The organism is Pseudomonas sp. FIP_A4 (assembly GCF_036701605.1).
Lineage (GTDB): Bacteria > Pseudomonadota > Gammaproteobacteria > Pseudomonadales > Pseudomonadaceae > Stutzerimonas > Stutzerimonas phenolilytica.
Genome location: NZ_JAYDXP010000127.1, coordinates 696,490 through 709,673, shown reverse-complemented (window position 1 = coordinate 709,673; position 13,184 = coordinate 696,490). Strand labels below are relative to the sequence as shown.

General features: G+C 68.7%; 12 protein-coding genes. 4 read left to right on the top strand and 8 right to left on the bottom strand.

The window, feature by feature from the left end:
* Positions 1–34: 34 nt before the first annotated feature.
* Positions 35–901, bottom strand: a complete 867-nt coding sequence (locus U8L64_RS18645; RefSeq protein ID WP_333398467.1) for an alpha/beta hydrolase family protein — start codon at positions 899–901, stop codon at positions 35–37.
* 85 nt (positions 902–986) lie between these two features.
* On the opposite strand from U8L64_RS18645, the gene U8L64_RS18640 reads away from it, so the two are divergent.
* Positions 987–1,565: a TetR/AcrR family transcriptional regulator gene (locus U8L64_RS18640; protein WP_043295080.1), complete on the top strand. Its 579-nt coding sequence runs from the start codon at positions 987–989 to the stop codon at positions 1,563–1,565.
* 28 nt (positions 1,566–1,593) lie between these two features.
* On the opposite strand, the gene U8L64_RS18635 is transcribed toward U8L64_RS18640, so the two are convergent.
* Positions 1,594–2,379, bottom strand: coding sequence for an IclR family transcriptional regulator (locus U8L64_RS18635; RefSeq protein WP_077682313.1), 786 nt, complete (start codon positions 2,377–2,379; stop codon positions 1,594–1,596).
* A gap of 343 nt (positions 2,380–2,722) precedes the next feature.
* On the opposite strand from U8L64_RS18635, the gene rpmB reads away from it, so the two are divergent.
* Both rpmB and rpmG read left to right on the top strand, forming a co-directional pair.
* Entirely contained in the window at positions 2,723–2,959 is a 237-nt protein-coding gene (gene rpmB, locus U8L64_RS18630) for a 50S ribosomal protein L28 (protein WP_003290799.1), read from the top strand.
* A 10-nt stretch (positions 2,960–2,969) separates the two neighbouring features.
* Positions 2,970–3,125, top strand: a complete 156-nt coding sequence (gene rpmG, locus U8L64_RS18625) for a 50S ribosomal protein L33 (RefSeq protein WP_014854577.1) — start codon at positions 2,970–2,972, stop codon at positions 3,123–3,125.
* A gap of 61 nt (positions 3,126–3,186) precedes the next feature.
* Here the strand turns inward: rpmG and U8L64_RS18620 are convergent, their stop codons facing one another.
* Positions 3,187–4,512 (bottom strand): aspartate aminotransferase family protein, encoded by a 1,326-nt coding sequence (locus tag U8L64_RS18620; protein WP_043295085.1) that lies wholly within the window; start codon positions 4,510–4,512, stop codon positions 3,187–3,189.
* A 206-nt stretch (positions 4,513–4,718) separates the two neighbouring features.
* On the opposite strand from U8L64_RS18620, the gene U8L64_RS18615 reads away from it, so the two are divergent.
* A complete protein-coding gene (locus tag U8L64_RS18615) occupies positions 4,719–6,212 on the top strand; it encodes an aldehyde dehydrogenase (protein WP_333398466.1) in 1,494 nt (497 codons plus the stop codon).
* A 78-nt stretch (positions 6,213–6,290) separates the two neighbouring features.
* Here the strand turns inward: U8L64_RS18615 and U8L64_RS18610 are convergent, their stop codons facing one another.
* From U8L64_RS18610 to U8L64_RS18590, 5 genes are read right to left on the bottom strand one after another with little or no spacing between them, the layout of a single operon-like run.
* The gene (locus U8L64_RS18610) at positions 6,291–7,691 is read right to left on the bottom strand and encodes a glycosyltransferase family 2 protein (protein ID WP_054093878.1); all 1,401 of its coding nucleotides are present in this window, start codon (positions 7,689–7,691) and stop codon (positions 6,291–6,293) included.
* Entirely contained in the window at positions 7,688–8,800 is a 1,113-nt protein-coding gene (locus tag U8L64_RS18605; protein WP_333398465.1) for a HEAT repeat domain-containing protein, read from the bottom strand. Before U8L64_RS18605 ends, U8L64_RS18610 begins: the two co-directional genes overlap by 4 nt.
* Complete coding sequence (locus tag U8L64_RS18600; protein ID WP_234302989.1) at positions 8,790–9,917, bottom strand: YaiO family outer membrane beta-barrel protein; 1,128 nt, start codon at positions 9,915–9,917, stop codon at positions 8,790–8,792. The genes U8L64_RS18605 and U8L64_RS18600 overlap by 11 nt, the downstream gene beginning before the upstream one ends.
* Positions 9,914–10,303, bottom strand: coding sequence for a response regulator transcription factor (locus U8L64_RS18595; RefSeq protein WP_043295092.1), 390 nt, complete (start codon positions 10,301–10,303; stop codon positions 9,914–9,916). Before U8L64_RS18595 ends, U8L64_RS18600 begins: the two co-directional genes overlap by 4 nt.
* Positions 10,300–13,173 carry an ATP-binding protein gene (locus U8L64_RS18590; RefSeq protein WP_442965297.1) on the bottom strand — a complete coding sequence of 958 codons (2,874 nt, stop codon included), beginning with the start codon at positions 13,171–13,173 and terminating at the stop codon, positions 10,300–10,302. Before U8L64_RS18590 ends, U8L64_RS18595 begins: the two co-directional genes overlap by 4 nt.
* Positions 13,174–13,184: the final 11 nt, after the last annotated feature.

The following is a 13,184-nucleotide window of genomic DNA, read 5'->3' as shown; positions in this document are numbered from 1 at the left end:
CGCGGTGCGAGTTTTCCACCCTACGCCCGGCGAATCAGGCCCGCGTCAGCGCCGGCAGCAGGTGCGGCTCCCACAGCGCTTCGCGTAGCGCCGGACGGAAAAAACCGAAGTGGCCGATGCGCTCCACGCCGACATCGCGCGGCCCGATGCGGTGCATGGTCTTCGGCGCCGAGCGGTAGAAGCCGTGCAGTGAGGCAGTGTTCTGCGCCGACATCATCTCGTCGTCGCTGAACGAGAGCGACACCAGCGGCGTCGTCACGGCGTTGAAGGCGCGCTGCATCGGCTCGCCCTCGGCGCCCACCAGGTACTCCGGATGCAGGCACCAGCGCCGCCACTGGCGGATCACCCCGGCCGGCAGGTCGCCGACCGCGCCGATGCGCTTGCCCGGGAAGTAGCCGAACAGCGACGTCAGCACCGGCGCCAGGCCGTGCCACAGCAGCCAGGCCTGCCGGCGGATCTGCGGGCTGTTGTCGCGCCAGTAACCGCTACCGGCAGCGACGGTGATGATCCGCGCGATGCGCTGGTGTCCTTCCACCAGTGGCAGGATCTGCGCGCCCAGGCTATGGCCCAGCCAGAACAGCGGCAGATCGCCGGCGGCCGCCGCGACCGCATCGAGCACCGCGCTGCCATCATCGCGACCCCAGTCACTCACGTTCACCTCCAGCGCGCGTAGCGAGCCGGGCAGCGACTCACCGATGCCCAGGTAGTCGAAGGTGACGGTCAGATAGCCGCGCTCGGCCAGCCAGCTGGCGAAGTCACGGTAGAAGCGCTGCGGCACGCCGATGGCCGGCGCGATCAGCACGGCACCCAGCGGCTCGCCGCGCGGCGCGTACCAGCGGCTGGCCAGCGGGCGACCCTTGCGGTTTTCCAGGGTGCGTGGCTGGAATTCGGGTGCGGTCATTGTTGTTCTCCGAGGCGACGGGTGCGTGGCAGTATAGGGCCTTCGGAAAATTGTTCTAGAAAATTATTCTAGTATCGGAGCGCGCATGGCCCGCAGCAGTCGCAAGCAGGAGATTCTCCAGGCCGCCCTGGCCTGTTTCACCGAATCCGGGGTCGACGGCACCACCATCGAGATGATCCGCGATCGCTCCGGCGCCAGCATCGGCAGCCTCTATCACCACTTCGGCAACCGCGAGCGGATCATCGCCGCGCTCTATCTGGAGGGCATCGGCGAGTACGCCGCGCTGCTGGAAGCGGGACTGATCGACACGCTGGACGCCGAGGCCTGCGTGAAGCTGTTCGTCACCAGCTATATCGACTGGGTGGTGGCCAACCCGGACTGGGCGCGCTTTGTCCTGCACAACCGCGGACGGGTGGAGGCCGGCGAGCTGGGCGACCAGCTGCGCGAGGTCAACCGCAGCCATGGCGAGCGGATCGGCGCGGTGCTGCGCAGGCATCGCGAGGCCGGCGCGTTCAAGGCGATTCCCGGCGAGTGCTTCGTCTCGGTGGTGATCGGCCCGGCGCAGGACATGGCGCGCAACTGGCTGGCCGGGCGCAGCAAACGCCCGCTGGCCGATCATCGCGACCTGCTGGCGCAGATCGCCTGGGACAGCGTGCGCGCCTAGCGCCGGCTGGTGGGCCGGTCGAGCGGGATCAGACGCCCAGACTCTCGATATCCCGCGCGAGCATCTCCAGCTGGCGGGCCAGCGAGGTGCGCAGGGTGTCTTCGGTCAGTTGGAAGGACGGCGCTCCGCAGGTCAGCGCCATGATGCTGCCGTCGGCCAGGCGCAGCGGCACGCCGGCAGCCATGACATTGCGGTCCCAGTCGCCGAGCGAGAGGCAGAAGCCGTGCTGCTCGAACTCCGCGAAAGAGCTCAGCAGCGAGGCGTGCATGGCGGGCCAGCCGTCGCCGTACTTGGCGGCCAGCGCGGCGAACAGGTGTTCGCGCTCCTGTTCCGGCGTGGCGGCGAGAAAGGCGCGGCCGGCGGCGGTGGTCGCCAGCGGCAGGCGCACGCCGGCATCCATGCGCAGGGTGGTGACGTCGGCCGGGCGGCAGTTCTCGACATAGATCATCGACAGCCGGTCGCGGCAGGTCAGGCCGACCGTGGTGTTGGTGCGTCGGGCGAACTCGTCCATGTACGGCTTGGCCAGCTGGCGCACGCGCAGGTTGGAGACGTAGGCGTAGCCGAGCGCCAGCACGCCGGAGTCCAGCTGATACTTCTCCAGCTGCTGCGAGTAGCTGAGGTAGCCGAGCCGGGTCAGCGTGTAGGTCAGGCGGGAGACCGTGGGCTTGGGCAGCCCGGTAATGCGCGCGATGTCCTGGTTGCCCAGCACCACCGAGCCGTGGGTGAATGCGCGCAACACCTCCAGCCCACGCGAGAGGGCCTCGACGAACTTGCGGTCCTTGGGCTGGCTGGAATCGTCGGCGGCGTCGATCATGGTGGGCTCGTGCGGCGGCTGAACAGTGGGTGGCGAACGATAGCAGATCGTCCGGGCGCCGCACCCTGTCCTCGGCCTGCATATAGAGGCAGGCAGGGCATGGAATGGCGCTTCCGTTGCAGCCCGTTCCGTCCATCGCAGCCAGGCCGGAAAAACCATCCCGCGCTTGTTGCTCGGGGGGCTTTCTGATATAAAGCAGCGCTCTTTTCTAGGGGCCCGGTATCTTTGTGCGCAACGTGACCGGTAAGACCCCCATGAAACGTGGCGCTGAGCGCCGAACTGACAAGTGAATTCAAGCGGCCAACCCATGCCGGGTTGGGCATGTGGTTTAGAGGGCTGAGGCATGTCGAGAGTCTGTCAAGTTACCGGTAAGGGTCCGGTAACCGGGAACAACATTTCCCACGCGAACAACAAAACCCGTCGTCGTTTCCTGCCGAACCTGCAGCATCACCGCTTCTGGGTCGAGTCCGAGAAGCGCTTCGTGCGTCTGCGCGTTTCCGCCAAGGGCATGCGCGTCATCGATAAGCGTGGCATCGACGCCGTTCTGGCCGAGCTGCGCGCCCGCGGCGAAAAGGTTTAAGGAGAAAATCATGCGTGACCTGATCCGTTTGGTGTCCAGCGCCGGTACCGGCCACTTCTACACCACCGACAAGAACAAGCGCACCACCCCCGACAAGATCGAGATCAAGAAGTACGATCCGGTCGTGCGTAAGCACGTGATCTACAAGGAAGCCAAGATCAAGTAATTGATCGGCCCTTGAAGAAAAACCCGCCTTTCGGCGGGTTTTTTCATTTCCGGGCCGGGGTTTATCCGGCCGTGCGGATGGCATCGGCGAAGCGCGCGATCATCGCGTCGATTTGCGGCTTGTCGACGATCAGCGCCGGCGACAGCGCGATGGTGTCGCCGCTGGCGCGCACCAGCAGACCGTTCTCGAAGCTCTGGCGGAACACCTCGTAGGCACGCTTGCCGACGCCGTCGGCATGGGGGGCGAACTGCAGGCCGCCAACCAGCCCGACGGTGCGGATGTCGATCACGTTGGGCAGGCTGCGCAGGCTGAACAGCGCGTCCTGCCAGTAGTCTTCCAGCGCGATGGCCTTCTCGAACAGCTGCTCGTTGCGGTAGATCTCCAGGGTCGCCAGCGCTGCGGCGCAGGCCACCGGGTGGCCGGAGTAGGTGTAGCCGTGGAAGAACTCGATGGCGCTTTCCGGGCCGCTCATGAAGGCCTCGAACAGGTGATCGGCGACGCACACCGCGCCCATCGGCACCGCGCCGTTGGTCAGGCCCTTGGCGCAGGTGAGGATGTCCGGCGTGACGCCCCAGCGTTCGGCGGCGAAGGCCTTGCCGACGCGACCGAAGCCGGTGATCACCTCGTCGAAGATCAGCAGGATGCCGTGTTTGGCGGTGATCTCGCGCAGACGCTGCAGGTAACCCAGCGGCGGCAGGATCACCCCGGCCGAGCCGGACATCGGCTCGACGATCACCGCGGCGATGTTTTCCGCGCCATGCAGCGTCACCAGCCGCTCCAGTTCGTCGGCGCGCTCGACGCCATACTGCGGCAGGCCACGACTGAAGGCGTTGCGCTGCAGATCGAGGGTATGCGGCAGGTGATCGACGCCCGGTAGCAGGGCACCGAAGGCGCGGCGATTGTTCGGCATGCCGCCGACCGAAATGCCACCGAAACCGACGCCGTGATAGGCCAGCTCACGGCCGATCAGGCGGGTGCGAGTGCCCTGGCCGATGGCGCGCTGGTAGGCCAGGGCGACCTTCAGCGCGGTATCCACCGATTCAGAGCCGGAGTTGGTGAAGAACACCCGGTTCAGCCCCGGTGGGGTGATGCGGCTGAGCTGCTCGGCCAGCTCGAATGGCAGCGGATGCCCCATCTGGAAGGTCGGTGCGAAGTCCATCTTGGCGATCTGCCGGCTCACCGCTTCGCTGATCTCGCGCCGGCCGTGACCGGCGTTGCAGCACCACAGCCCGGCGGTGCCGTCGAGGATCTGGCGGCCGTCGCTGGCGGTGTAGTACAGCCCCTCGGCGCTCTCCAGCAGTCGCGGGCCCGCCTTGAACTGGCGATTGGCGGTGAAGGGCATCCAGAAGTGATCGGGCGATGCGGTCGGATGAAGATCGTTGGCCATGACGGGCTCCGGCAAAGGCGGCAGTGCGGCGATGGGCATGCACCGGCGAGAGGCCGTGTGCACGGCGAAGGTCGTTCGAGTCTATGTTTAATAAAACGAACAAAACAAGGCACAAACGGCGGCGCCCGTAAAAAATATTGATAGCCCCCGCGCCGCTGGTTTAGGGTGCCTTTTCCCGCAGCCGAATAACCGCAAGAGGATGCCTCATGACCACCCTGACCCTCGCCGACTGGCAACAGCGTGCCCGTGACCTGCGCATCGAAGGCCGTGCCTTCATCCAGGGCGAATACACCGCGGCCGCGGACGGCGCCCAATTCGACTGCATCAGCCCGATCGACGGTCGGCAGCTGGCGCAGGTGGCCAGCTGCGACCAGGCCGATGCCGAGCGCGCCGTAGCCAGCGCGCGGGCCGCGTTCGACGCAGGCAGCTGGGCGCAGCTGGCACCGGCCAAACGCAAGGCAGTCATGATCCGCTTCGCCGAGCTGCTGGAGGCGCACGCCGAGGAGCTGGCGCTGCTGGAAACCCTCGACATGGGCAAGCCGATCGGCGATTCGCTGACAGTGGACATTCCCGGCGCGGCGCGGGCGCTGCGCTGGAGCGGCGAGGCGATCGACAAGATCTACGACGAGGTAGCGGCCACGCCCCACGACCAGCTCGGACTGGTCACCCGCGAGCCGGTCGGCGTGGTGGCGGCCATCGTGCCGTGGAATTTCCCGCTGATGATGGCCTGCTGGAAGCTCGGCCCGGCGCTGGCCACAGGCAACTCGGTGGTGCTCAAGCCGTCGGAGAAGTCGCCGTTGACAGCCATCCGCATCGCCCAGCTGGCGATCGACGCCGGCATTCCGGCCGGCGTGCTCAACGTGCTGCCGGGCTACGGCCACACCGTCGGCAAGGCGCTGGCGCTACACATGGACGTCGATACCCTGGTCTTTACCGGCTCCACGCGGGTGGCCAAGCAGCTGATGATCTACGCCGGCGAGTCGAACATGAAGCGCGTCTGGCTGGAGGCGGGCGGCAAGAGCCCGAACATCGTCTTCGCCGACGCGCCCGACCTGCAGGCCGCTGCCCAGGCCGCGGCCGGCGCCATCGCCTTCAACCAGGGCGAGGTCTGCACCGCCGGCTCGCGGCTGCTGGTGGAGCGTTCGATCAAGGCGCGCTTCCTGCCCATGGTGGTGGAGGCGCTCAAGGGCTGGAAGCCGGGCAACCCGCTGGACCCGGCAACCAACGTCGGCGCCCTGGTGGATACCCAGCAGCTCAATACAGTGCTCGGCTATATCGACGCCGGGCGCCAGGCCGGCGCGCAGGTGCTGATCGGCGGCCAGCGCACCCTGGAGGAAACCGGCGGGCTGTACGTCGAGCCGACCATCTTCGATGGCGTCGACAATGCGATGAAGATCGCTCAGGAGGAAATCTTTGGCCCGGTGCTCTCGGTGATCAGCTTCGACAGCGCCGAGGAAGCGGTGGCGATCGCCAACGACACGCCCTACGGCCTCGCTGCCGCGGTGTGGACCGCCGACCTGTCCAAGGCGCACCGCACCGCACGGGCGCTGCGCGCCGGCAGCGTGTGGGTCAACCAGTATGATGGCGGCGACATGACCGCGCCGTTCGGCGGCTTCAAGCAGTCCGGCAATGGCCGCGACAAGTCGCTGCATGCCTTCGACAAGTACACCGAGCTGAAGGCCACCTGGATCAAACTGTAACCCCGGGCCTGGCGTCGTCGAACGCAGCGCCGAAAGCGCCGTAGGGTGGGCGGAAGCCCACCCTACGCGGCGGCCAGTTTATTGCCCCCAAGTTCCGCTGCGGCGCATGACGCCCCACTGGTGCTTGCGTCGCGAGAACCATTGCCAGAGCCCGCGGCAGCGCCAGAGCGTGTTGAGCTGGCGATAGCCGAAATTCTCCAGCACCGCCATCAGGAACAGCCGCAGCATGTCGCGGCGCCGTTCGTAGACGCGAAACGACAGGGTTTCCAGCAGAAGCCCGTTGACCGACAGCAGGATGCCCATGCCGATGGCCACCAGCAGGAACGCCGCCAGCGCCGCATAGGACACCGCGCCGACGGCGAAGCCACCGAGCATGAACGCGTAACCGGCCAGCTCGATCAGCGGCCCCAGCCACTCGAACAGCGCCATGAACGGCCAGGCCAGCCAACCGGCCGCGCCGCCGCGCAGGCTGAAGGCCAGCCGTGCGTGCCGGCTCAGGCTTTCGGCCAGCCCGCGTTGCCAGCGGCTGCGCTGGCGGCCGAGGGTGCCGGGGTCCTCGGGGCATTCGGTCCAGCAGATCGGATCGGGCAGGTAGCGGATGCGATAGGGCAGGCGCCGTTCGCGATGGTAGCGGTGCAGGCGGACCACCAGCTCCATGTCCTCGCCGACGGTGTCGGTGCGATAGCCGCCGACGGCCATCACCCGCTCGCGGTCGAACAGACCGAAGGCGCCGGAAATGATCAGCACCGCATTGAGCGGCGACCAGCCGAGGCGGCCGAAGAGAAAGGCGCGCAGATACTCGACGATCTGCAGACGCGCCAGCCAGTTGCGCGGCAGGCCGGCCTGGATCAGGAAGCCGCCGCGTACCTGCGAGCCGTTGGCGATGCGCACCGTACCGCCGGCGGCGACGGTGCGTTCGTCCTCCAGAAACGGCTGTACCACGCGCAGCAGGCTGTCGCGCTGCAGGATGGAGTCGGCATCGACGCCGCAGAACAGGCCGTGGCGCGCGGCATTGATGCCGGCGTTCAGGGCATCGGCCTTGCCGCCGTTGAGCTTGTCGATGACCCGCAGGTTGGCGTAACGGCGCGAGCGGTAGACCGCCTCGATTGGCTGGTGGGGCACGCTCTGGCGCAGCGGGGCGGGATGTGCCACCAGATCGAACTCCTCGATCAGCAACGCCAGCGTGGCGTCCGTCGAGCCGTCGTTGATCACTAGCACCTCGAACTCCGGGTACTGCAGCTGCAGCATCGAGCGCACCGAGGTGCGGATCGTCGCCGCTTCGTTGAAGGCCGGCATCAGCACGGAAACCGGCGGCTCTACGCCGAGATAAGGCGTGATCTCGCCCACTTCGGCGCGCTGGCGCATGTAGCCGGTGAGGCTCGCCATCGACAGCACGTTGAGCAGCAGGTACATGCCGTTGAGTAGCAGAAAGTAGAGGATGAAGCCCAGCTGCAGCCACCACAGCCAGTCGATGCTCATCGGTGTACCTCGGCGATGGCGCGGCGCAGGGCGTCCTGGCCGTAGCGGTCCGGCACGCTCGCGAGCAGTGCCTGCAGGCCCTCGGGACTGGCGCCGGGCAACCGGGCCAGGCCATCGGCCGCCGCCTGTCGAACGCCCCAGTTGCGGTCGGCGAGCAGCGGCAGGAAGAGTTCCGCATCATCGCCGCGCGCCTGCCGGCCCAGCGCCTGCAGCGCGTGCAGGCGCACATCCGGGTCGCTATGGGCGAGGGCCGGCAACAGGCGCGGGCGGTCGCGCGGATCGCCCAGCTCGGCCAGGCAGCGCAGCGCGACCTGCTGGTGCTCGGCCGCGGCACCTTCGTCCAGCTGCGCCCGTGCCCAGGGCGCGACCTGGCGTGGCTCGCCATGCGGCAACAGTGCGATCAGCCGCTCGCGGCCGGCAATCACCGGATCGGCCAGGGCCGCCAGCAGCGGTTCGGTCACCGCCTGCTCGCCGGCCTGCTGACAGAGGCCCGCCAGACGCGGCAAGGCCCAGTCGGTACGCGCCGCGGCGGCCGGCAGGATCAGTTGCATGGCGCGCGCCGGCTGCATGGCGATCAGCGTGTAGGCGCTGGCCAGCGAGACGCTGGCATTGCGGCTGAACAGCAGCGGCTGCACCGCGTCCCAGTGCGCCGGGTCGGCGAGGTGGCGCAGACAGGTGAGGCCGATCAGCTTGCTGCGCACCCGCCCGCGCAGCAGCTCCAGCGCGTGCCGATCCATGCCCAGCGCCAGCAGTGCGCGGTTCATCCGCTCGCGGGCGCTGCCGCGCAGCTGCAGCTGGGTGCGGTTCCATTGCAGCAGGAACCACAGGCGTTGCCGACGCGGCAGCGCCGGCAACGGGTCGGGCAGCTCCTCGCCGAGGCTGCAGAGGGCGAACAGCGGGCGCCATCGTTCGTTGAACTGCTGGCGGCGTGCGGCGCGACGGCGCGCCAGTTCGCCGAGCAGCAGGACCTGCAGCATCACCAGCAGGGTCAGCGCGCTCAAGGCCAGCGCCGCCTGCAGGGCCAGCTGCAGCATGCGGTCCTGCGGCCAGAGGTCGAGCAGCGGGGCGCACAGCCAGCTCGGGCAGCCGGCGAGCCACTCAGAAGGCATGGCGCAGCCCCAGCTGCAACCAGCGGCGCTGGTAGTAGTCGCCCTGGCGATGCTGGCCGAATTCCCAGGTCAGCGCCCAGCCACTGTTGAGCCAGTGGCGCCCCTGCACGCCGATGGCGCGCACATCGCTGGTGATCAGTCGCTGCTCCTCGACGGCTTCTTCCTCGCCGACGGTCAGGCGCAGACCGGCGTAGCTGAGGTTGTCGTAGTAGTAGTCCAGCGCCAGGTCGTGGCCGACCGGTGTGCCGGCGTTCTGCACGTCGGTCAGGTTGAGCGTGTAGCTGGCGCGCCAGGCATTCCAGTAGCGCTCGCCGCTGAGCGCCAGACGATCGACGCGGGTGGTTTCGTACTCGGTACGACGGATGCTCGCCGCGCCGAGAAAGCCCGCCGGCAGGCGCCGCTGTAGACGCAGGTCGGCATGCCACTGCGGCAGGAAATGCGGCGAAGGCTGGTAGCCGACTTCCGATTGGACGGTCCAGTTGGCATCCAGCGGTAGCACGCCGCCGAGTTCGGCGCCGCGATCCCACTCGCCGAAGCGCTGTTCGCGCAGCAGCGCGGCGTACCAGCCGAGCCCTTCGGGCTGGGTCGAGGCGTAGTCCAGGCGCTGGCTGCGCCAGTCGTCGTAGCCGCTGTCGAGCCAGTCGCGGCGGGTCGACAGTTCCAGCTCGTGGCGTCGCCGCGGCGGCTCGGCGAGTGCCGGCGCCGTTGCGGTGGCCGGTGAGGTCAGTGCGGCGCGGGCCTGCTGCATGAGCTGCTGCACCTCGGCATAGTCCGGTGCGCGGCGCGCGGCGCGTTCCAGCACGTCCAGGGCGGCGCGCGGCCGGCCGGCCCAGAGCAGCGCCTGGCCCTGGCCGAGCAGGTAGTCGGCGTTGTCCGGCTCGCGTTGCAGCAGCTGTCGATAGCGCGCCAGTGCCGCTTGCGTGCGGCCCTGCCAGGCCAGCACGCGCGCCAGCAGGAACTGCGCCTCGGCGTCCTCCGGCTGGCGCGCCAGATGCGCTTCGAGCGTCGCCTGCGCGGCGTCGAGCTGCTGGGCCTCGACCTGGCGCCGCGCTGTGGCGACATCCGCCTGCGCCAGCGGCGCGCAGAGCGCCAGCGCCAGCCAGATCCGCCGCTTCATCGCGGTCTCCGCAGCAGACGGCGGATGCGCGCCAGCAATTCCTCCGGCTGGAACGGCTTGGTCACATAGTCGTCGGCGCCCAGCTCCAGCGCGCGGACGATGTCTACCTCGCGGGCCTTGGCGGTCAGCATCAGCACCGGCACCCGCTCCCAGCCAGGTTGCGCGCGCAGGCGCTCGATCAGTTCGAGACCGTCGTGGTACGGCAGCATGATGTCCATCAGGGTGAGGTCGGGCGGCGGCGAACCGGCGATCAGCTCCAGTGCCTCTCGCCCGTTGGCCGCGTGATCGACGCTGAAGCCGTGGCGCTCCAGCATGAAGCGCACCAGGAAGGAAATGTCTTCTTCGTCTTCCACCATCAGGATGCGTTGGCCGCTGGATTCACTCATGCATCGTCCTCGTCTGCCTCGGTTGCGGGGGTACGGTGGTGCAACAGGTGCTGGATCAGCGCCCCCAGCTCACGGCCATCGTGGCGGGATTTGACCAGCTGGCGCAGGACCAGCCGGCTGTCGTGCACGGGCGCATCCAGCGCGGAAAAGATGATCACCGGCGGCGGCGGTACGGCCTGCGCCAGCTGGTCGAACAGCTCGCTGCCGTCGCCGTCGGGCAGCATCAGGTCGACGATCGCCAGCTGGTAGCTCTGCGCGCCGAGCAGGCGGCGCGCCTCGGCCAGGCTGGCGGCGCCCTGCAGTTCGATGTCCAGCGGCTCGATCTGCCGCGCCAGCAGCAGGCGCAGGTCCTGGTCGTCCTCGACATGCAGGATGCGCGGCCGTGCGGGGTGCTCGGTCAGGCAGGCGTTGACCACATCCAGCAGCCGTGCCGGGTCGACCGGCTTGGGCAGCCAGTCGATCACGCGCACCGCGCCGCCGCGCAGTTGGCCGTCGTCTTCGTCGCGGCGCTGCGGCTGCAGACCGACGATCAGCACCGGCAGATGGCGGTAGGCCGGCTGGCTGCGCAGGCCCTGGAGAAAGGCGCCGACGTCCTCGTCGGCGAGCGCCGGGCTGAGCGTCAGCGCCTGCACGCGGTATTCGGCCAGCAGGTCGCGGGCGTCCAGCGCCGTGGCGGCCAGCAGCGTGGCGTGGCCCTGCTCGTGCAGCGTCTCGGCCAGTCGCGCGGCCGCGGCGCAATCCGGTTCGACGATGAGAATGTGGCTCTGCCCGGCCGCGGCTGGCGGCGCGAGCGCAGGGGCCGACGCAGTCGCCAGCGGCAGGCGCAGCCAGAAGCGCGTGCCACGGCCTTCCTGGCTGTCGAAACCGATGCTGCCGTGCATCTGCTCGACCAGCGAGCGAGTGATCGCCAAGCCGAGGCCGGTGCCGCCGCGACGGCGGGCGTCGGAGGCGTCGGCCTGGGCGAAGCGCTCGAAGATGCGCCCGCGAAAACTCTCCGGGATGCCTGGCCCCTGATCCTGCACGCCGAGTTCGAGGCCGTCCGCGCCGCTGCGCAGGTCGACGCTGACGCGGCCGCCGGCGGGCGAGTGCTTGATCGCGTTGGACAGCAGGTTGGCCATGATCTGGGCGAAGCGGTCCGGGTCGAGGTTGGCCTCGACGCGCGCGGCGTCGTCCGGCGGCACCTGCTGCAGCTGCACGTCGAAGCTGCGCGCATAGGGTTCGATGTCGTGCAGCGCCTGCGCGACCAGCGCGCGCACGTCGCACAGGCGCAGGTCGAAGGTCAGGCGGCCGGCCTCGAGCTTCTCGATGTCGAGGATGTCGTTGATCAACCGCACCAGGCGCTCGCTGTTCTTGTGGGCGATCTCCAGCAGCGGCTGTGCCTCGGCCGTGCCGGGCGCGACGAAACCGCTGGCGAGCATGCCCAGCGCGCCGCGGATCGCGGTCAGCGGCGTGCGCAGCTCGTGGCTCACGGTGGAAATGAACTCGGTCTTCATCTGTTCCATGCGCCGGCGCAGGGAGATGTCCACCGCCACGGTGACCACGTGGCAGATGCTCGGCGACAGCCGCAGCGGCCGCTTGACCAGTTGCAGCCAGCGTTCCTGGCCGAAGGCGTCGATGAGACTGACGTCGCTGCTGCGCAGTTCGCCGCCGGCAAGCAGTTCGCTTTCGCCCTGCAACAACGGCAGCAGCCGCTGCGCGCCCGGCAGCTCGTCGAGGCGGCGCTGCTCGATGTGCTGCGGCAGGCAGTCGAGCAGGGCGGCGAAGGCAGTGTTGCAGAGCAGGAAGCGGCCGTGGGCGTCGCGCACGAAGATCAGGTTTTCGTCGGTGTCGACCACCTTGCGCAGGAACGCCTGCTGCTGCTGCAGGCTGTCACGGTTACGCTGCAGCTCGGTGATGTCGCGGGCGATGGCCAGGTGGTCGCCGAGCCCGGTGGGCAGCAGGCGGACCTCGAACATGCGTCGGCTGGCCACCTCGCACCAGATGTTCTGCCGCGGGTAGTCGGCATCCGGCTGCGCCAGCAGGTCGAGCAGCAGCGGTTCGATGGCCTGCGGCGCAGGGCCGCGGATGCTGCGCGGCTGCGACAGGCTGGAAACCTGCTGCCGGGCGTCGATCGCATACAGCTGATCGGGAATGGTCTGCAGCAGCGCATCCAGTCGTGCCTCGCCGGCCTGCGCCTGTCGGGCCAGCGCCTGACGCGTGACCAGGTTGCGGCGTACCGCCCACAGCGCGGCGAAAAACAGCGCGGCCACCAGCAGGCTGCCGATCAGCGCCACGCGGCGGCTGTGGGCGATGGTCTCGCGAACCGCCCGGTTGGCATCGAAGAGCTGTTGCCGCTCGCGGTTTTCGACAGCGTCGAGCAGTGCGCGCAGGCGGTCCATGAGCTGTTTGCCGCCGGCCTGGTGCAGGTGCGTGGCAGCGACGGCCAGGCCGCTCTCGCGGCGCACGCGGATATTGCTGGCCGCGATGGTCAGGCGCTCGGCGGCGGTGCTGTCGAACTGCTCGAACCAGCGCTGCTGCGGGTAGCCGCGCGCGTCGGCAAACTCCTGCAGCTGGCGGCGGTGGGCTTCCAGTTCGATCAGGCCGCTGGCATAGGCGTCGAGATAGGCCTCGTCGGCGGTGATGACGAAGCCGCGCGTGCCGGTTTCGATGTCCTGCAGCGCGGAGCGAATCGCCTGGATCGCCGTGATGGTTTCGAGGCTCTGGCTGACGGCCTGGTTGGTCTGCAGCACCGCTTCCTGGGTGCGCTTGCCTTGCCAGCCGAGGGCGACCAGTAGCATGAACGCAACGACAAAGGCGAACGGATGCCAGCGTATGGCGGGCCGGGTATGCAAACTGGACTCCTTGTGCCGCTGGACGAGCGCGCATGGCATGGCCGTCCGGA

Bases quoted from the DNA above. Each gene is read 5' to 3' on its own strand.
- U8L64_RS18590 (WP_442965297.1), bottom strand. From the start codon at position 13,173: ATGCCATGCGCGCTCGTCCAGCGGCACAAGGAGTCCAGTTTGCATACC.
- U8L64_RS18610 (WP_054093878.1), bottom strand. From the start codon at position 7,691: ATGAGCATCGACTGGCTGTGGTGGCTGCAGCTGGGCTTCATCCTCTAC.
- U8L64_RS18635 (WP_077682313.1), bottom strand. From the start codon at position 2,379: ATGATCGACGCCGCCGACGATTCCAGCCAGCCCAAGGACCGCAAGTTC.
- U8L64_RS18595 (WP_043295092.1), bottom strand. From the start codon at position 10,303: ATGAGTGAATCCAGCGGCCAACGCATCCTGATGGTGGAAGACGAAGAA.
- U8L64_RS18645 (WP_333398467.1), bottom strand. From the start codon at position 901: ATGACCGCACCCGAATTCCAGCCACGCACCCTGGAAAACCGCAAGGGT.
- U8L64_RS18615 (WP_333398466.1), top strand. From the start codon at position 4,719: ATGACCACCCTGACCCTCGCCGACTGGCAACAGCGTGCCCGTGACCTG.
- U8L64_RS18620 (WP_043295085.1), bottom strand. From the start codon at position 4,512: ATGGCCAACGATCTTCATCCGACCGCATCGCCCGATCACTTCTGGATG.
- U8L64_RS18605 (WP_333398465.1), bottom strand. From the start codon at position 8,800: ATGCCTTCTGAGTGGCTCGCCGGCTGCCCGAGCTGGCTGTGCGCCCCG.
- U8L64_RS18600 (WP_234302989.1), bottom strand. From the start codon at position 9,917: ATGAAGCGGCGGATCTGGCTGGCGCTGGCGCTCTGCGCGCCGCTGGCG.
- U8L64_RS18640 (WP_043295080.1), top strand. From the start codon at position 987: ATGGCCCGCAGCAGTCGCAAGCAGGAGATTCTCCAGGCCGCCCTGGCC.
- rpmG (WP_014854577.1), top strand. From the start codon at position 2,970: ATGCGTGACCTGATCCGTTTGGTGTCCAGCGCCGGTACCGGCCACTTC.
- rpmB (WP_003290799.1), top strand. From the start codon at position 2,723: ATGTCGAGAGTCTGTCAAGTTACCGGTAAGGGTCCGGTAACCGGGAAC.